General features: G+C 56.5%; 18 protein-coding genes and 1 pseudogene. 8 read left to right on the forward strand and 11 right to left on the reverse strand.

The annotated features are described in order from the left end of the window. The first annotated feature begins 123 nt into the window (after nucleotides 1–123). From carA to H2515_RS11755, 4 genes are read left to right on the forward strand one after another with little or no spacing between them, the layout of a single operon-like run. The gene (gene carA, locus H2515_RS11740; RefSeq protein ID WP_198660218.1) at nucleotides 124–1,266 is read left to right on the forward strand and encodes a glutamine-hydrolyzing carbamoyl-phosphate synthase small subunit; all 1,143 of its coding nucleotides are present in this window, start codon (nucleotides 124–126) and stop codon (nucleotides 1,264–1,266) included. Beyond that, a complete protein-coding gene (gene carB / locus H2515_RS11745; RefSeq protein ID WP_198660219.1) occupies nucleotides 1,259–4,492 on the forward strand; it encodes a carbamoyl-phosphate synthase large subunit in 3,234 nt (1,077 codons plus the stop codon). Before carA ends, carB begins: the two co-directional genes overlap by 8 nt. 2 nt (nucleotides 4,493–4,494) lie before the next feature. Next, nucleotides 4,495–4,971 carry a transcription elongation factor GreA gene (greA, locus tag H2515_RS11750; RefSeq protein ID WP_035191281.1) on the forward strand — a complete coding sequence of 159 codons (477 nt, stop codon included), beginning with the start codon at nucleotides 4,495–4,497 and terminating at the stop codon, nucleotides 4,969–4,971. 11 nt (nucleotides 4,972–4,982) lie between these two features. After that, on the forward strand, nucleotides 4,983–5,813 hold the full coding sequence (locus H2515_RS11755; RefSeq protein WP_198660220.1) for an undecaprenyl-diphosphate phosphatase: 831 nt from the start codon (nucleotides 4,983–4,985) through the stop codon (nucleotides 5,811–5,813). A 193-nt stretch (nucleotides 5,814–6,006) separates the two neighbouring features. Here the strand turns inward: H2515_RS11755 and H2515_RS11760 are convergent, their stop codons facing one another. The 7 genes and pseudogenes from H2515_RS11760 to H2515_RS11790 all read right to left on the reverse strand — a co-directional run bounded on the left by H2515_RS11760 (nucleotide 6,007) and on the right by H2515_RS11790 (nucleotide 11,744). After that, nucleotides 6,007–6,951, reverse strand: coding sequence for a heme o synthase (locus H2515_RS11760; RefSeq protein WP_035190483.1), 945 nt, complete (start codon nucleotides 6,949–6,951; stop codon nucleotides 6,007–6,009). 17 nt (nucleotides 6,952–6,968) lie between these two features. Continuing rightward, nucleotides 6,969–7,142: pseudogene (locus H2515_RS11765) on the reverse strand (cytochrome C oxidase assembly protein); the annotation flags it as partial. 75 nt (nucleotides 7,143–7,217) lie between these two features. After that, the gene (locus H2515_RS11770; RefSeq protein WP_014028445.1) at nucleotides 7,218–7,583 is read right to left on the reverse strand and encodes a cytochrome o ubiquinol oxidase subunit IV; all 366 of its coding nucleotides are present in this window, start codon (nucleotides 7,581–7,583) and stop codon (nucleotides 7,218–7,220) included. Next, the gene (locus tag H2515_RS11775) at nucleotides 7,580–8,215 is read right to left on the reverse strand and encodes a cytochrome c oxidase subunit 3 (protein ID WP_198660221.1); all 636 of its coding nucleotides are present in this window, start codon (nucleotides 8,213–8,215) and stop codon (nucleotides 7,580–7,582) included. Before H2515_RS11775 ends, H2515_RS11770 begins: the two co-directional genes overlap by 4 nt. Nucleotides 8,216–8,402: 187 nt before the next feature. Beyond that, nucleotides 8,403–10,436 (reverse strand): cbb3-type cytochrome c oxidase subunit I, encoded by a 2,034-nt coding sequence (locus H2515_RS11780; protein WP_035191563.1) that lies wholly within the window; start codon nucleotides 10,434–10,436, stop codon nucleotides 8,403–8,405. A gap of 18 nt (nucleotides 10,437–10,454) precedes the next feature. Next, nucleotides 10,455–11,420 carry a COX aromatic rich motif-containing protein gene (locus H2515_RS11785; RefSeq protein ID WP_065412629.1) on the reverse strand — a complete coding sequence of 322 codons (966 nt, stop codon included), beginning with the start codon at nucleotides 11,418–11,420 and terminating at the stop codon, nucleotides 10,455–10,457. Then, nucleotides 11,421–11,744: a hypothetical protein gene (locus tag H2515_RS11790; protein WP_198660222.1), complete on the reverse strand. Its 324-nt coding sequence runs from the start codon at nucleotides 11,742–11,744 to the stop codon at nucleotides 11,421–11,423. Nucleotides 11,745–12,288: 544 nt separating this feature from the next. Here H2515_RS11790 and H2515_RS11795 point away from each other — a divergent pair. The 3 genes from H2515_RS11795 to pdxH are packed head-to-tail and all read left to right on the forward strand — an operon-like array spanning nucleotide 12,289 to nucleotide 14,375. Then, nucleotides 12,289–13,041, forward strand: coding sequence for a type 1 glutamine amidotransferase domain-containing protein (locus H2515_RS11795; protein WP_198660223.1), 753 nt, complete (start codon nucleotides 12,289–12,291; stop codon nucleotides 13,039–13,041). Then, nucleotides 13,031–13,690: a ribose-5-phosphate isomerase RpiA gene (gene rpiA / locus H2515_RS11800; RefSeq protein WP_035191584.1), complete on the forward strand. Its 660-nt coding sequence runs from the start codon at nucleotides 13,031–13,033 to the stop codon at nucleotides 13,688–13,690. The genes H2515_RS11795 and rpiA overlap by 11 nt, the downstream gene beginning before the upstream one ends. Nucleotides 13,691–13,718: 28 nt before the next feature. Further along, entirely contained in the window at nucleotides 13,719–14,375 is a 657-nt protein-coding gene (pdxH, locus tag H2515_RS11805) for a pyridoxamine 5'-phosphate oxidase (RefSeq protein ID WP_035191567.1), read from the forward strand. Nucleotides 14,376–14,384: 9 nt separating this feature from the next. On the opposite strand, the gene H2515_RS11810 is transcribed toward pdxH, so the two are convergent. From H2515_RS11810 to H2515_RS11825, 4 genes are all read right to left on the reverse strand, one after another. Then, entirely contained in the window at nucleotides 14,385–14,696 is a 312-nt protein-coding gene (locus H2515_RS11810) for a hypothetical protein (RefSeq protein WP_065412632.1), read from the reverse strand. Further along, nucleotides 14,693–15,340, reverse strand: coding sequence for a 3-isopropylmalate dehydratase small subunit (gene leuD / locus H2515_RS11815; protein ID WP_198660224.1), 648 nt, complete (start codon nucleotides 15,338–15,340; stop codon nucleotides 14,693–14,695). Before leuD ends, H2515_RS11810 begins: the two co-directional genes overlap by 4 nt. Before the next feature lie 147 nt (nucleotides 15,341–15,487). Then, on the reverse strand, nucleotides 15,488–16,900 hold the full coding sequence (gene leuC, locus H2515_RS11820; protein WP_198660225.1) for a 3-isopropylmalate dehydratase large subunit: 1,413 nt from the start codon (nucleotides 16,898–16,900) through the stop codon (nucleotides 15,488–15,490). An 11-nt stretch (nucleotides 16,901–16,911) separates the two neighbouring features. Further along, nucleotides 16,912–17,712, reverse strand: coding sequence for a class I SAM-dependent methyltransferase (locus H2515_RS11825; protein ID WP_198660226.1), 801 nt, complete (start codon nucleotides 17,710–17,712; stop codon nucleotides 16,912–16,914). Nucleotides 17,713–17,843: 131 nt separating this feature from the next. Here H2515_RS11825 and H2515_RS11830 point away from each other — a divergent pair, with 131 nt between their 5' ends. After that, nucleotides 17,844–18,629, forward strand: coding sequence for a helix-turn-helix domain-containing protein (locus H2515_RS11830; RefSeq protein WP_014028434.1), 786 nt, complete (start codon nucleotides 17,844–17,846; stop codon nucleotides 18,627–18,629). Nucleotides 18,630–18,794: the final 165 nt, after the last annotated feature.

Genomic DNA, 18,794 nt, shown 5'->3' on the forward strand with positions numbered 1-18,794 from the left:
CACCGTGCAGCCTAGCAATAGTGCGTTGACCACTTCCCTCCGGGTCCTTAGAATAGACGATATCTACGTGGGAGGGGACCCCCTCCCTTTTTTTGCATCCTCTTTAAGTTGGCGAGGTGGGGCGTGCAGGCGGTCCTGGCATTGGCAGACGGCAGCATCTATCGCGGTAAAGGCTTTGGTGCCATTGGCCTGGCAGTGGGCGAACTTTGCTTTAATACCGCCATGAGTGGTTACCAGGAGATCCTTTCTGATCCCTCATATCGGGGGCAGATCGTTACGCTCACTTATCCGCATATTGGCAATACGGGCGTCAATCCGGAGGACATGGAAGGCGCCCGGATACATTGCTCTGCTCTGGTCGTACGCAACCTGCCGCGCACACCCAGCAGTTGGCGCAGCACTCAAACTCTGCATGCTTTCTTGCAGACACATCAGACTCCCGGCATTGCCGAGATCGACACCCGCGCCCTGACCCGCAGGCTGCGGGATGGCGGCGCTCAGAATGCTGCCGTCCTCGTCGGAGAAGCGGTCAACGATGCCGACGCCCTTGCTGCGGCGCGTGCCTTCCCCGGCCTCCTCGGTCGTGATCTGGTACAGGATGTGAGCTGCCGGGAGACATACGCCTGGAATCTCGCCAGCGGCGCTCCCGATCAGGGCTATCACGCACAGCCCGTCACCCGGTCACAACGCCATGTGGTGGTTTACGACTTTGGCACTAAACGGCATATCCTGCGCCTGCTGGCCGATCGTGCCTGCCGAGTGACCGTCGTGCCAGCCCGCACTGCGGCTGCTGAGGTGATTGACCTGCTCCCGAATGGTGTGCTCTTCTCCAACGGTCCCGGCGATCCTGCGGCCCTCGACTATGCCAAAGAGGCCATGCGTCAGATCATCGCCGCAGGCATTCCCACCTTCGGGCTCTGCCTGGGGCATCAGTTACTGGGACTGGCCCTGGGTGCCAGGACCATCAAGATGAAATTTGGACACCACGGGGCTAACCATCCAGTCAAAGATCTGCGCAGCGGCCTGGTACTGATCACCAGCCAGAATCATGGTTTTGCGGTAGACGCGGATACCCTGCCTGATTGTCTGATTGCGACACACACCTCTCTGTTTGACGGTAGTTTGCAGGGTATGGCACATCGGGACCTACCCGTCTTTTCTTTTCAGGGACATCCAGAGGCCGGGCCCGGCCCCCATGACGCCAGTGTGATTTTTGACGACTTCGTTCACGCCATGAACCAGCACGGAGACCGTCGGCATGCCTAAGTATCAGGATATCAAAAGCGTCCTCCTCATTGGCGCTGGCCCCATCATCATCGGCCAGGCCTGCGAATTCGATTATTCCGGTGTCCAGGCCTGCAAGGCGCTGCGGGAAGAGGGTTGCCGCGTCATTCTGGTCAACTCCAATCCCGCCACCATCATGACCGATGCACAGACGGCGGACGCCACCTACATCGAACCCGTCGAGTGGCAAACCGTGGCGCGCATCATCGCCATGGAACGCCCCGACGCCATCCTCCCCACCATGGGCGGTCAAACGGCACTCAACTGTGCCCTGGACCTGCACCGGGAGGGGATACTGGAGCAGTATGGCGTCCGCCTCATCGGCGCCTCGGTCGAGGCCATCCGGGCAGCAGAAGATCGTGGCCTGTTCAAAAAAGCCATGGAAGAAATCGGCCTGGAAGTAGCCTGTTCGGCTTTTGGCCATGACATGGAAGGCGCACGGCAGATCGCCGAAGATATCGGTTTCCCGGTCATCATCCGGCCCTCCTTCACCTTGGGTGGCACCGGCGGCGGCATAGCCTATAACCGCGAGGAGTTTGAGGAAATCGCTGCACGTGGCCTGGAGACCAGCCCTACCCACGAAATCCTCATCGAAGAATCCATTATCGGCTGGAAAGAATTTGAGATGGAAGTGGTGCGCGACCGGGCGGATAACTGCATCATTGTCTGCTCTATCGAGAATCTCGATCCCATGGGTATTCATACCGGGGACTCCATCACCGTAGCCCCCGCCCAGACCCTCACTGATCGTGAATATCAACGCATGCGCGACGCCTCTATCGCTGTCCTGCGCCGTATCGGCGTAGATACCGGTGGCTCTAATGTACAGTTTGCTGTCAACCCCGAAGACGGGCGACTGATCGTCATCGAGATGAATCCGCGGGTGTCGCGGTCATCGGCGCTGGCCTCCAAGGCCACCGGGTTTCCTATTGCCAAAATTGCCGCCAAGCTCGCGCTGGGTTATACCCTGGACGAGTTGCGCAATGACATCACCCAGGCGACGCCGGCGAGCTTCGAGCCAACCATCGATTATGTGGTCACTAAAATCCCCCGCTTCGCCTTCGAGAAATTTCCGGAGGCCGATGCCCATCTGACCACTCAGATGAAGTCGGTAGGTGAGGTGATGGCCATTGGCCGCAGCTTCCAGGAATCGCTGCAAAAGGCGCTGCGCGGTCTGGAGACAGGCGTGGATGGTCTTGATGAGAAACTCGTCGGGAATGATCCAGACACCCTGCAAAAGCTGGAGCAAGAGTTAAGGGTCCCCGGTGCCGATCGCCTCTGGTATCTGGCGGATGCCATACGGCGTGGGTGGGATCAGGAAAGCCTACAGCGTATCACCCACATTGACCCCTGGTTCCTGGAACAGATTTTCGAGATCGTCCAAACGGAGGAGAATTTGCGCGGTCTCCCTCTGGCGAGTCTCGATAACACCCGGCTTCGCACACTCAAAGGCATGGGCTTTTCGGACCGGCGCCTCGCCCGTCTGCTGGGCTGCCGCGAGCAGCTCCTGCGGGAGCATCGCCAGAAGCTGGGTATCCGCCCCGTCTACAAGCGGGTGGACACCTGCGCCGCCGAATTCCGTTCACCCACCCCCTATCTCTATTCCACCTATGAGGTGGAATGTGAGGCAGAGCCCAGTGACAAGCCCAAGATCATGATCCTGGGAGGTGGCCCCAACCGGATCGGGCAGGGTATCGAGTTTGACTATTGTTGCGTGCATGCGGCCATGGCCCTGCATGAAGACGGCTTTGAGACCATCATGGTCAACTGTAATCCGGAGACTGTGTCCACCGACTACGACACCTCCGACCGTCTGTATTTCGAGCCGCTCACTCTGGAAGATGTCCTCGAAATCGTCGCTGTCGAAAAACCCCAGGGCGTGATCGTCCAGTTCGGTGGTCAAACGCCGCTGAAGCTCGCCAACGATCTGGAAGCCGCCGGTGTACCCATCGTCGGCACCACTCCGGATTCCATTGATCTGGCGGAAGACCGCGAGCGCTTTCAGCAACTTTTGCAGCGCCTCAACTTGCGGCAGCCGGAAAACGCCATTGCGCGGAGTGCCCCGGAAGCCCTGAGCAAGGCGCGCGCACTGGGCTATCCGTTGGTAGTGCGCCCTTCTTATGTACTGGGTGGTCGCGCAATGCGTATTGTCTACGGCGAAGATGACCTCGAACGTTATATGGTAGAGGCAGTGCGCATCTCCAATGACCAACCTATTCTCCTGGATCGTTTCCTGAATAACGCCCTGGAAGTAGACGTTGATGCCGTCGCCGATAGCGAGCAACAGGTGATTGTGGCAGGGATTATGGAGCACATTGAGCAGGCAGGTGTGCACAGCGGCGACTCCGCCTGTTGCCTGCCGCCCTACTCCCTGTCCCCAGCCATTCAGGACGAAATCCGGCGGCAGACCGTGGAACTGGCCCTGGCGCTCGGTGTGGTGGGCCTGATGAACTGTCAGTTTGCCGTCCAGGAAGAGCGCATCTATGTGCTGGAGGTGAACCCGCGCGCCTCACGGACGGTGCCTTTCGTCTCCAAGGCCACCGGCTGGCCTCTGGCCAAGATTGCCTCCCGCTGTATGACCGGGAAATCACTGGCCGCACAGGGCATTCCGCAGATTCCCAATCCGCCCCATTTCAGCGTTAAGGAAGCCGTCTTCCCCTTCATCAAATTCCCCGGTGTGGATGTCCTGCTGGGGCCGGAAATGAAGTCTACTGGCGAGGTGATGGGCATCGGTGCTAGTTTTGGCGAGGCTTTCCTCAAGGCACAGATCGGCGCCGGTGAACACTTCCCGCGCTCCGGCACCGTTTTTCTCAGCGTCCGCGATGCAGATAAGAAGGGCCTTATCCCAGCGGCACGGACATTGTCCGAACTCGGCTTTAAGCTGATCGCCACCAAGGGCACTGCCGCTTTTCTGCATGGGGAAGATTTGGAAGTCGCCGCAGTCAACAAGGTGACTGAAGGCCGTCCCCACATCGTCGATGCGATCAAAAACGGTAAGGTGCAGATCATCATCAACACCGTAGATGAACGGCAATCGGTGCGCGACTCTTTTAGTATCCGTCGTGCAGCGCTGCAAATGGGATTGACCTACTATACCACCCTGGCGGGCGCCATCGCCGGCGCTGCTGCCATTCACGCTCTGATGACGGAGGAACGCAGTGTCCTCCGGTTGCAGGATCTGAACCAGACAAACACCAGCACGAGGTAGATATGAGCGACAAAATCCCTATGACCGTTATTGGTGCCCAGCGTCTGCGCGATGAGTTACATCGCCTCAAATCCGTGGAGCGGCCCACCGTTATTGAAGCAATCGCCGAGGCGCGCGCCAAGGGTGATCTCTCGGAAAATGCCGAATATGACGCTGCCAAAGAACAGCAAGCATTTATCGAGGGACGTATTCGTGAGGTGGAAGATCATCTGGCCCGCGCCCAGGTCATTGATCCCAAGACATTGAATACCGGCGGAAAAATTGTTTTTGCGGCCACCGTGGAGCTGGAGGATGCAGAAGGCAACGAAGTGACCTACCAGATCGTGGGTGATGCCGAAGCCGACCTCAAGGAAAGTAAGATATCCATTAGCTCCCCCATCGCGCGTGCGCTTATCGGCAAGCACCAAGGCGACCCGGTTGAAGTGCGCGCTCCCGGTGGAACACGGGAGTACACCATTCTCGCCGTACGCTACGTATAGAAGGAAAAAGATTGACACAACATATCTACTTACTTTTTCTGGCCATGCTGCAAGGCGTTACGGAACTATTTCCCATCTCCAGCCTAGGTCACATCATCCTGGTACCGGCGCTTCTCCATTGGCCCATCAATCGGGATGCTGAGTGGTTTTTGCCCTTTGTGGTCGTGCTCCACCTCGCCACAGCTGCGGCATTGCTCTTGTTCTTCTGGCGCGACTGGGTGGCGCTGTTGGGTGGTTTCATTCGCGCGCGGGGACATCCCAGCAATCCCCAGTCACGGCTGTTATGGGTCCTCTTCATCGCCTCCATACCTGCCGGTTTACTGGGCCTTGCCCTCGCCCATAAAATCAAAGATCTGTTCGGTGGCTTCACCTTTGCTGCGGTTGCACTGATGATTAACGGCATCATGCTCATCTGGGGAGATCGCTTGCGGGCGCGGCAACCCAGCCATTCACTGGACAATTTGAGTTGGATACGCGCTATTGGCATAGGATTCGCCCAATCCCTCGCATTGATTCCCGGATTTTCGCGTTCGGGTGCGACGCTGGTGGCTGGTATTGGTGTAGGGTTGGACTATGAAAATTCCGCAAAATTTTCCTTCCTGCTCGCCACACCCATTATTGCGGCAGCAGGACTGCTGGAGGTACCCAAACTCTTCCACGCCCAGCTACCTTCCGGACTGATGGGCACCATATTCCTTGCCGGTCTGTTGTCAGGAATCTGCGCCTGGGCTTCAGTCTGGTTCCTGATGCACTATTTCCACCGGCATGAAGTCAAAGCGCTGCGGCCCTTTGGTATCTATTGCATCGCCTTTGGCGCGCTAGCACTCATTGTCGGCGGCTAAAAAATATTAGACCAAAAATAGGCGGCATGGCTCTATTGGCTGTCCCGCCCCTATGCGTTCTCTGCGTAGGTAGTCTCTGTAAAGACCGAGCATGCGCGCCACATAGATGAAACTCAGACCGCTTACGGCCCGCTTCTCGAGCGGGCTCATGGGCGGGCCTTTTGGGGCGCGGGATTTGCCGCGATGGGGGGTCTCAGAAGAAGCCATAACCCATCACCAGTTTACCCAAAATCAGGGCCGTAAAGAGCAGGAAGAGGTAGGAGATGGAGTAGGCGAACATCCGCCGGGCGTAGCGGTCCATCTCTTGGCCTTCCGGCAGGGCTTTGAGGTGCAGGGCCATCCACACAAACCAGGCTCCGGAGAGCGCGGCGATAGCGCCATACACCCAGTCACCGGTCAGAAAGGCGGGAACCAGACTGACGATCCAGGTGAGGATGGCGTAGTTCAGAATTTCCTTGCGGGTGCGATCCACGCCGTGGGTCACCGGGAGCATGGGGATGCAGGCTTTGGCGTAGTCTTGCCGACAGCAAATGGCCAGTGGCCAGAAGTGCGCGGGGGTCCAGACGAAGACCAGCAGGACGAGGACCAGGGGCAGTGCGGCGAGACTGCCGGTGATGGCGCTCCAGCCGATCAGCGGCGGCAAGGCACCGGCGAGACCGCCCCAGACGATGTTCCAGGGGGTGCTGGGCTTGAGGTAGAGGGTATAGACGACGCCGTAGCCGACGGTACCCACCAGCGTCAGCACCAGGGTCAGCGGGTTGGTGCCCCAGGCGAGGATGGCGATGGCGGCACCCATCAGGATGGCGGCATACAGGATGGCGCCAGGGCGGCTGATGCGCCCTTCGGCCAGCGGCCGGTGCAGGGTGCGGCGCATGTGCTGGTCGAGGGCGGGTTCGACTATCTGGTTGAGGACGCCTCCTGCCCCGCCGGCCAGCGCGATGCCGACCAGACCAGCGACCGCTGATTCCCAGTGGATAAGGGCGTTGGGGGCGAGAATCTCGCCCACTGCGGCGGTGAAGACCAGGAGAGAAACCACCCGGGCTTTGGCCAGGACCCAGAGATCGCTGAGGAGAGACGGCCGCAACCGCTGCCCGGAAAGATCGTCGAGGCTGTTGGTGTTTAATCCTTCTTTTAACATGATGCTAACGACCTCATTTAGCGCCATTGCAGGACAATGGCGAGACACATGAGCAGGACCATGGACTGGTGAAAGGCCACCATGACGCCAGGGTCCTTGGGCTTGAGATTGACGGCATGGAAGAGCAAAAACCCGACTGCAACCTGGACCACCATCCAGCCGAGAGTGGCAACCAGCAACAGGGCGGCACTATCGCGTAGGGGAGTTCAGTTGCCGCAATCCTCTGACGTCTTCCGTCCCCTAGCCGTAGGCATGCTATCTACCCCTCAATGCATCATGCTGGGCATGCCCGGCATGATCATCGTGTGCAGATATAGTTGCGAGAACATCCACCAGGTCAGACCAATGGTAATTAAAAAGAGCGGTATGAACAGCACCAAAGCTACAGTATTCCAGATATTATGTTCGGAAACATCGATATGCAGCAGAAAGTAAATCTGCGCGATAATCGCTATACCCGCGCAGGCCGAGATGACCATCAACAACCCAAATGGCGGCACGGCATGCGATGTCACCAAAAAAGTAGCGACAAGCATCAGAATGCTGGAAATCGCAAATCCTGAGAAATATCCCTGGGACGTGGACATCTGCACTTCTGGATGCAGCGTCGGATCATCCTGATCGTGACTCATGACATATACCCCCACAAATAAACGAATACATACACAAATACCCAAATAATAGCCTGCAAATGCCAAAACATACGCAGTGTCAACAACCGGCCCACCACCTCGGTAGTAAAGCCCTTGGTCAACACCTGAGCCATCATGACCAAAATCCAGATCAACCCGAAGAAAATATGGGTGGCATGCACCTGGGTCAGGACAATAAACGCAGACACCCCGCCACTGGTCGCTACGGTGATGCCCAATGATGCCAAATGCGTCATGTCATGGATATCCAGTGCCAGAAACAATACACCCAACACAAAAGCCGCGAGCAACCCGTTAATTACCCCGCTTTTGTTTTTGTGCTTGAGTGCATTCATGCCCAGGCCATAAGCCAACACACTGAGAAACAACGCCATAGTCTGGGCAAAGGTATACCATGGCTTTACAAAGTCGGCCGGGGTGGGGCCACCAAAATAACTGTGCTGGTAACTCAGTACGCCGTAAGCGGCAAAAAGGGTCGCAAACAGCATGCCGTCGCTCAGCAGATACATGAAATAGCCAAAGGTGCGGGTGGAGATCACGTCATGCTGATAGTGACTTTTATCCCATAACTCTGCCGTTTTTGGATCCACATTACTGACATGAGAACTCATAAAAACCTCCTCAATCTGTTGTTCTTTAACCGGTAGCCAATGCCTCGGCTACCACCTGTCAGAAGAAGCATCCACCGCGATAATCCGGCCCCACTGATGAGCCAGGCTGCGAAGCCAGTAGCGGCGGCCATCAGAACGCTCTGGGCTAGTGCCTTACCCACAATACGCGGCACTCTGCCTGATGACGCTATTTGCTGATCTGTGCTGCACGGCGCAGGGCTTCTTTTTCCATCTTTTCCAGTTCCGCCGCCGTAATGATGTACCCCGGATCGCCCTTGAAGGAGCGATAGATCACGAGCGCCACAATTGCCAGCAAAGAGAGGGCACAAAGCCACCAGATACGCCATACCAGAGCGAAGCCCAGTACAAAAGTCAGGCCACCGAGGATAATGGCCACACCGGTATTATTCGGCATATGGATATCCTCATAGTGATCAGGCTGGACATGATCGATGCCATTATCACGACGCCAAGCCACTTCATCACGCGCACTGATATGCGGCAATACGGCAAAGTTATAAAATGGCACAGGAGAATGGGCAAGCCATTCCAGCGAGCGGGAGGTACCCCAGGCATCAGCACCAACCTGGTTTTTTGCGTGATCGCGGATGCTGACATAAAGCAGCGCAACAAATGCGAGGACGGACAGCATATAAACCGCAATACCGAATTCCATCACCAGAAGATAAGGGTGCCAGACGGTGTTGAACACGTAATCCAAACGCCGGGTCATGCCCATAAAGCCGAGCATGTACATAGGCACGAACACCAGTGCCGTACCAGCGGCGAAGAGCCAGAACATAGTCTTTGCCCAGAATTCATCCAGCTTGAAGCCGAAGACCTTCGGAAACCAGTAGATCACCGAAGCAAAAATGGCATACACAATCACCAGCAGCATGGTGTGGAAGTGCGCGACCACGAAAACGCTGTTGTGGACCATGTAATTGATGGCCGGAATAGCCAGCATCATGCCGGTCAGCCCGCCTATCAACAGCAGGAATAGTGCGCCGATAGCCCACAGCATGGCGGCGTTAAAGGTCAGGCGACCGCGATACATGGTAAATGCCCAGTTAAACACCTTCACACCGGTAGGGATGCCGACCAGCATGGTGGCCACACTGAAAGCGCTGTTGACGTAAGGACCCGCGCCCATGGTAAAGAAGTGGTGCAACCAGACCAGCCAGGAAACGCCGGCAATAGCCATACTGGCCAGCACCATGGTGATGTAACCAAACAGTGGCTTCTCCGAGAAGGTCGGGAAGATTTCCGACATCATGCCAAAAGCCGGAAGAATCACGAAATAGACTTCCGGATGGCCCCAGATCCAGAACAGGTTGGTGTAGAGCATCAGATTACCGCCCAGACCTGCAGTGAAAAAATGGGCACCCAAATACCGATCTGCAGCAACCAATGCAAGTGCCACCTGCAATGCTGGGAAAGAAGTCAGCGCAATCACGTTCGCAGAGAGTGTGGCCCAGACAAAGATTGGCAACCGGCCCCAAGTCATACCCGGTGCACGCATCTTGATGATGGTCGCCAGAATATTGATGCCGCCGAGCGTGGTACCCAATGCCACCAACTCCATGGTCCATATCCAATAATCTACACCCACGCCCGGACTATATTGCAATTCAAAAATCGGTGCATATCCAAACCAACCGTTGTGTGCGAAATCGCCCACGAACAGAGAAATCATAATCAGGGCGCCTGCCGCGGCAGTAAGCCACAGCCCCAATGCATTCAGGTAGGGATAGGCCATATCGCGGGCACCGATTTGAATCGGCACAATGATGTTCATGAAGCCGACCAGCAACGGTGTGGCCGCCAGCAGGATCATGATCACCCCATGGGCACTGTAGACCTGACCGAAATGGAACGGGGTCAGGTAACCGTGCGTTGCGCCGAACACTCCCGAGGAATGCGCGCCTACGGCCCAGGCCTGCTGCGTCCGGATCATCAGGCCATCGATGAAACCACGGAACAGCATCACTAAACCGATGAGGATGTACATCACACCCAGCTTTTTATGGTCCACAGTGGTCAGCCATTCCTTCCACAGGTAAGTCCATTTCCCGTAGTAAGTGATCAGGCCCAGCACCAGAATGGTCCCGATGACCACCGCGACAAACAGTGGTGCCAGGATGGGGTTGTCATAAGGAATCTGAGACCAGGCAAGGCGCCCCAGCATGGGGTTCCAGCCTCCGGCTAAATCTACGAGCATCACTCAATCCTCCTGTTGCTAGTCGCGATGTTGGGCGTTTTGCTTCTGCATATACGCCACCATGTTTTCCGTCATCATCGGCGGGATAGGCCAGGTTTTTCCATTCATGACCTCGTCGATGACATGGTCAAATAAACCACCCTGCACCGACGAAAAATACGCCACCTTGTGATGCACATTGATATATGGGCCAGCGTAATTATTGAAGCTGGTGTAGGTCATGGATGTCGGGGACTGCTGCACCCTTTGCACCCATTGACCAAAGTCGGCTGAACTCAACATTTTGGTTTTGAAAGTCATCCACGAGGTACCCGCACCGGCATAATCCGAAGCGATCCCCTGATATTCCCCGATATGGTTGCTTTCCATGGCATTTTTCGTACGCATGCCGGGCATCACGTCAATCATGCCCACCAGTTGCGGGATAAAGAACGTTGTGGTCACGGCGGTCGAAGTCAAACGGAAAAATACCGGGGTATGCGCAGGCAGCACCAGTTCATTGGCTACGGCCATATGATACTGCGGATAGACAAAGAGCCACTGCCAGTCGGTAGCGATGACATCCACCTCGACCGGATCGCTTGTGGGCTTCAGATGATTGGTAATAACCGTCGGATTATACGGGTTTATTTCGAACGTACCGACTACGGCAAAATATGACAAAACGCCGACGGCAATGATGGGAATACCCCAGACAACCACTTCAATAGTATTGGAATGGGACCAGGCAGGATCATATTTTCCCCGGTTTTTACCCTTCTGATAGCGCCACATGAACCAGACCACCAACAGGGCAGTCAGCCCAACGATAGTGCCCATGATCCCGACATCCACCAGCAGATAAAACAGATTAGTATCGGCCATCACCCCTTTTGGATCGAATATCCAATAGGGGTTACCAGCGCAGCCGTCGAGCAGCAGAATCGGCGCGAGGGCAGCATAGCGCCACCCGTTTTTCAGGCTATTCCTCCACTTCACTTGCATTTACATTTCTCCCTGGCGGACTCCAGACCATCCGCGATATGACAGGATAGCGGTCACTATCCGATTACTTTTCCCGATACCGATCAGCAGATGATTCAACGAGTTACCGACATGCGTAGAAACCAATCCACTAAACGAACAGGCGCCGTCGAAGAACACATAGATGGTGAAAAACCAGACAAGAAAAATCATTACCTTGGCAAAGGCGATCAGCGCAGCGAGAAGAAACGGCAGAGTCGCGATGCCCCGCACAGTAAGCTGCGGCCAAAATAACCAGAATAACGGATTATCAGCAGATACTGACACTGATGCTTGCTGTTTCATAATCACATTCCTTGCGTTGCGCACAAAGTACTACACCAGTTTAAATAATATAAACTTATACTTTGTTATTATTATTGACTGCTTGGTTGTAAAGCTATTCCAGCAGGAAGCGCAAAGCAATAGAAATTTGCCACAAATATTTTTGGGGTTAAGCAAGTGCTAATTATCAATGCACACAGGAAATATTATTTATGTTAATATTATTATATTATAATTAACTAATTAAACTAAATACCAATAAAAACAGTTGCATATAAAACTATGATTAACATAACGCAAGCACTATACATAATATTATCGAATATAAAGATATTATTTACGGCTGATTATAATATTTATAAAAATACCTTTTAATATTTTTTTGTCAAAAGCCGGTAATACACTCCACCGAAGGGATCACAATACACAGACACACAAGCACCGATCCACTACTGGTCTGTCACCCAATTCCGCCGCGCAAAGTCATTACGGAGTAGCGCATAGATGAAACTGCCCATACCGAAACCGCCCTTTCCTTGCCTGCTGGCCATGCTAGACTTGCAGCATGAATACTCAGCCTTTCGTCCTGATTCTGCTCAGCGCAGCGCAGCGTCTTCGCCTCAACGATGGCACAGAAGTAACTACCGGCTTCTGGGCGGAAGAGTTGGTAGTACCCTGGCAGATACTGCGCAAAGCAGGATGGCGACTCCAGGTAGTCACACCCGGCGGTGTACCGCCGCTGATCGATCCCGAGAGTCTTGACCCGTCCACACTCGGTGGAGACCACAGCAGAGCCGCCTACTTATGCGATGCCGTCAGGCAAATAACGGGCTTACGCACACCCCTTGATTTAGATGCGCTGACGGGCAAAGATCTGGACACCTTAATCGGTGTTTTCATTCCCGGCGGCAACGGGCCACTCATGGATCTCTGTCAGGCACCCGGCGTGGACCGATTACTGCGCCATTGCGTGGCGGCAGCAAAGCCCATCGCCACCCTCTGCCACGGCACGGCGGCACTCCTGGCCACCTGTGGCGGAGCAGACCGTTCGCCGTTCTGCGGGCAACGGGTGACCTGCTTCAGTGCAGCGGAGGAATCGGCAACACCGCTGGCCGGGCGCTGGCCTTATACGCTCGAAAACCGCCTGCGGCAGGAGGGCTTTCGGGTGGGCACCGGCGCTCCTTGGCAGAGTCATATCGCCACTGACAACTTTATCCTTAGCGGTCAGAACCCGGCCTCTGCGGCGACACTCACCCACGTTTTTATAGAACGCCTTACCTCCACACCAACATATAAAGGGGAACAATATGAATGCTGATGCACTCAAAAAAATGGCTGCCGAGGCGGCCCTGCGCTACATCCAGCCCGGCATGGTCGTTGGGGTAGGTACCGGCTCCACCACCAACTTCTTCATCGCGGCGCTGGGCGCTGCCAAGATCCATGTGGACGGCTATGTGGCTTCCAGCATCGCCACCGAAAATCGCCTTAAGGCGCAAGGCCTCAACGTGCTCGATCTCAATGCTACTGGCGATATCCCGGTCTACGTCGATGGCGCTGATGAGGCCGACCCGCACTTTCGCCTCATCAAGGGCGGTGGCGGTGCCCTTACCCGTGAAAAGATTGTCGCCAGTGCTGCCCGCCTCTTCATCTGCATCGCAGACGTCAGCAAGGACAAGCCCATGCTCGGCAAATTTCCCCTGCCCGTAGAAGTAATTCCGTTTGCCCGCAGCTTTGTCGCCCGGCAACTGGTGAAGCTCGGTGGCAGCCCCACCCTGCGCAATGGCGTCACGACGGATAATGGTAATGTCATCCTCGACGTCACCGGACTCGATCTCTCTGATCCGTTGCGGATGGAAGAAAGCATCAATGCGATTCCGGGCGTGCTGGACAACGGCATATTTGCCCATCGGCGGGCGGATGTGATGCTGTTTGGCAGTGCAGACGGAGTCATCGAACGCAAGGCGTAAGTGGTAAGCAGAGACCAGGGGGGTCAATATGGAAGGCGAAATAGATCACCGCAGTACCCGCCGTGACTTCATTCACAGCGCGTTGCACCGCCGGGATCTGAATCCCGATCCCTTCCGCCAGTTCGCTGACTGGCTGGCGGCGGCGGCAGCCGCGGGCAGTTTTGATGCAACGGCGATGGCGCTAGCGACAGCGGACGCCGAGGGGCACCCTGACGTACGCATCGTCCTACTCAAGCATTTTGACGAGCATGGTCTGTGCTGGTACACCGATCAGCGCAGTCAGAAGGGGCAGCAACTGGCGGTGAACCCGCAGGCAGCCGCAGTATTTTACTGGCCGGAGAACGATCGACAGGTACGCGTAAACGGGCCGGTCGAGAGCCTCAGCGCTACCGAGGCAGACGCCTATTTTCAGCAACGTCCCAGCGGCAGCCGTTTTGCCGCTGCCGCCTCCGAGCAGAGTCAACCCATCGCCAATCGCGCAGCACTGGAACAGCGGGTAACCGATTTACAGGCCCGTCACCCGACTGGCGATGTCCCTCGCAATCCCGCCTGGGGCGGCTATCGCCTGTTACCAGAACGCTTTGAGTTCTGGCAGGGTCGACGCAGCCGGCTGCATGATCGCTTTCTTTACCGCCGCTCGGAAGATACCGGTGAAGACTGGGTGATTCAGCGGCTGATGCCCTGAGAGGCCGCGCTAAAACTCCTCTAGTCGCGCCTCGTAAGCCACCACGATCATCCGGTAGATATTTTCCCCCAGTTGCACATGGGCAGACTGCGGGGCCCCGATACTGATCGTGTTACTCCCCGCCATACTCAATCCCGAAGGTCCAAAATGCTCCTGCTCAATAAGATCGTTGAGCAGGTCCGCCAAATCCTCGCGGGGTATCGAGACAGTGTTGTCGATCACCCTGCAGGGTTTGCCGCGTTTAGTTTTGCCCTCAAGGATGACCGCATCTGAACGCAGGGGCGGCAGTCCGCTCTCCTCTTCCTGCTGTTCCTGAATCATATCTGCCCACTCCTGGAAATTTCATCGCGAAACAGCCACGGGGCATTTTGCCGCCGCTGTGTTTCGTAAGCACGGATGGCACCCTCCTGCTGCAAGGTCAGTTGGATGTCATCCAGACCATGCATCAGTTTATGCTTGTGACCCGTATCCATGGGAAAGGCATAGCGGCTATCGCCCATGGTCTGTACCTCCTGCGCGGGCAGGTCGATGCGCAGACGGTAGCCGGGGTTCGCCGCCACTTCATGGAAGAGATGATCCACCACATCCATGGGCAGGCGTACCAGCAGAATGCCATTCTGCACACAATTATTGGCGAAAATATCGGCGAAACTCGGGGCAATCACTGCCCGAAAGCCATAATCCGCCAAGGCCCAGGGTGCATGTTCACGGCTGGAACCACAGCCGAAGTTTTCCCGCGCCAACAGGATCTGTGCACCCGCATAGGCGGATTGATTGAGCACGAAATCCGGGTTATTTACCTGCTTTCCATCCCGCTCCAGATAACGCCAGGCGTCAAAGAGGTGCTTACCCAGCCCCTTGCGCTCAATGGTCTTGAGGAATTGCTTGGGGATAATTGCATCGGTGTCCACGTTGGGACGATCCAGCGGCGCAACCACCGCTTCTACTACGGTAAAGGCTTCCATTATTTCTCCATCCGACGCTGTACGACATACTCCATGGCTGCGCATTCTGCTGACCAGCCGCGGAGTGCCACAAAAATACCGATTTCCACCATGCCCAGGCTGCACAGGCCCAAGGCGAGGCGCAGCAACCAGGACCGCGCGCGCTTTTTAGTGCACGGCCCAGTCACGCACATCCACAAAATGACCGGCAATGGCAGCCGCTGCGGCCATGGCAGGACTCACCAGATGGGTCCGTCCTCCGGCACCCTGACGCCCTTCAAAATTGCGATTACTGGTGCTCGCGCAACGCTCCCCCGGCTCCAAGCGGTCGGCATTCATAGCCAGACACATGGAACAGCCTGGCTCCCGCCATTCAAAACCCGCCGCCTTAAAGATGCGGTCCAGACCCTCGGCTTCTGCCTGTGCTTTCACCAGACCAGAGCCTGGCACCACCAGCACCGCCTTCACCGAATCGGCCTTGTGGTGTCCCTTAGCAACCGCCGCCGCCGCACGCAAGTCTTCAATGCGGGCATTGGTGCAGGAGCCGATAAATACCTTATCCAGGGGTATGGAAGAGATGGGCGTGGCGGCATTCAGGTCCATGTAAACCAGCGCATCACTCCAGCCCTTGCGCCGCACCGGGTCTTGTTCCAGTGCCGGGTCGGGGACCTGCGCGGAAATATCCACCACCATCTCCGGGCTGGTGCCCCAGGTGACCTGGGGTGCCACATCCGTTGCCTCCAGACGAATCTCCGCGTCGAACTGCGCATCAGGGTCGCTGCGGAGCTCGCCCCAGACCGCAACCGCCTGATCCCAGACCTTGCCGACCGGGGCATAGGGGCGGCCGCGCAGATAATCGATGGTGACGGCATCTACGCCTACCATGCCCGAGCGCGCACCCGCCTCAATGGCCATATTGCACAGGGTCATGCGGCCTTCAACCGACAGTGCCTGCACCGCAGGTCCGGCAAACTCGATGGCGTAGCCGGTGCCACCCGCCGTACCGATTCGTCCGATAATGGCCAACACCAGATCTTTCGCGGTCACCCCATTGCCCAGCTCACCCTCCACCCAGATGCGCATGGATTTGGCTTTGCGCGCCCACAGGCACTGGGTCGCCAGCACATGCTCCACTTCGGTGGTGCCGATCCCGAAGGCCAGCGTTCCCAACGCCCCATGAGTCGCCGTATGGGAGTCCCCACAGACCACCGTCATGCCCGGCAGGGTCAGACCCTGTTCCGGTGCAATGACGTGCACAATGCCCTGACGCTTATCGTGCATACCAAATTCTTGGATGCCAAACTCCGCACAGTTTTGGTCGAGGGTGTCCACCTGCAAGCGCGAGGTGGCATCGGCAATCCCTGCGGCGCGATCAGTGGTCGGCACGTTATGATCGACCGTCGCGATATTGGCATCCATGCGCCACGCCTTGCGCCCCGCAGCCCGCAGCCCGGAAAAGGCCTGCGGGCTGGTCACTTCGTGCAATAACTGACGGTCGATATAGAGCAATACCCCGCCGTCCTGCTCCGTATGAACCACGTGGCTTTCCCATAATTTATCGTAGAGTGTTTTTGCAGACACCTCTTATCTCCTCAGAAAATTGTCGTTTCCGGTCCGCCGACGGAGCGCGTCAGGCAGGCGGGTACGGCCTCTATCCAGGCCGCATCTATGGCACAATCGTTGTTCGGCTGAATGGCAAAATAGTCCCGCACCTCGGTGGCGGCAGCCGCGCAAAGACTGCGGATCGCGGCAACCCGCAACTCCGGAGTCCGCATACGCCCTATCCAGCTCTCAAAGCACAAAGGCAATTTCCAGGCCTGCTGGTCGCTGATAATGAAACCCGCCAGGATCAGCATGGCTTCCCACTCCGAGTACCGATAATCGCGCACATGGGAGGCATCCCGCAAGACTTCGATGCTTTGCAGCAGGGTATCCAGCAGTGGTGTTTCCGGTGCGATAACATCAATCACCACCAGCCTGCCCTCCGGTTGGAGTATCCGCCGCACTTCCCTCAGGGCACGCGGCACATCCGCCCAGTGGTGCGCCGAGAAGCGGGTCACCACCAGATCGAAGCTTGCATCAGCGAAAGGCAAAGTTTCTGCCACGCCTTGCTGGGTCCGCAGATTCGCCAGCTGGCGCCGCTGCACCTCGGCCGCCACCACCACCAGCATCTCTGCCGAAAGATCATATGCCGTTACCTCCCTAACCTCATCCGCCAGTGCAAAACCCGCGTGTCCCGCACCGCAGCCGAGGTCCAGTACCCGCCAATCGCGCTGACCATCAGCCAACGCACGTAACCGCTGCAGATCAGCCCCCTGCGCATGGGTAGGGCTCTGCAGGTAATCCATTGCGGCAACACCAAACTGTGCATCCACCAATTTTTGCTGGTCCATGATCCATCCTTACGCTGTCGTTTTTAACGGCGTGAACGCATCCTACGATTCTTGTTAAACTGGTACAATATGACAATTTATACTGGTATATTTTCTACCATAAGAACTGGTATTGCATCCAGGAGAAACGTATGGAAACCAGAGTGCCTCTCCTCGGCGACTTCATCCGCCGTCACCGCGAAAAAGTCACCCCGCAGCAAGCGGGCCTCAGCATACAGGGACGACGGCGCACCCAGGGTCTGCGCCGTGAGGAACTGGCCCTCCTCTGTGGAATCAGCAACACTTGGGTTACCTGGATAGAGCAAGGTCGCCCCGTACAACCCTCCACTGCCGTACTGGACCGCCTGAGCCAAACTCTGCAGCTCTCCGTAGCTGAACGCGCCTACCTATTCGATCTGGCCGGCCGTGCTGATCCTGTTGCCGACAAAACCCATGCTCAGCCGCCGCGTGCCGTACTGCGCATTGTGCAAGCCCTGGACACACCCGCCTATGTGCTGGATCGCTATTGGAATGCGATCGCCTGGAACACGGCGGCGGCGGCACATTTTGTCGGCTGGATGGACCAGCCTCCGACACCGGGCAACCCTCCCCCTAATCTGCTGGAATTCCTCCTGCTAAATCCCACAGCGCGCGCTTTTGTCGCCGACTGGGAAGGCCGCACCCGGCGAATCATTGCGGAATTTCGTGCGGATGTGGGCAAGCACCTGGACGATCCGCAAATGGCCCGCCAAATCGAGCATCTTCAGCAAAAAAGCCCGATTTTTGCTCAGCTCTGGGCCGCACAGGATGTCGTCGAACGGGAGGGTGGCAGGCGGGTTTTTCAGCATCCACAGCACGGGCAGGTGGTCTATGAGCAGAGCACGTTGTTGCCAGCGACCAGCACCGATCTCAAACTGGTAATCCTGCTGCCTGAATAGGAACCAACAATTTCTGGCGCGCTGGTTTTGTCGCGACGCGCCCGCAGCGCCCCACAATGTCAATATCTTGTTCCTTGCCAAACTTGTGGGCATAATTCCCGCATATTCAAAAATGATTTCCAAATGATTTACCCGCACCCGATTACAGAGGAATAGGAGGATTGC

The organism is Acidithiobacillus ferrivorans (assembly GCF_016250455.1).
Classification (GTDB): domain Bacteria; phylum Pseudomonadota; class Gammaproteobacteria; order Acidithiobacillales; family Acidithiobacillaceae; genus Acidithiobacillus; species Acidithiobacillus ferrivorans.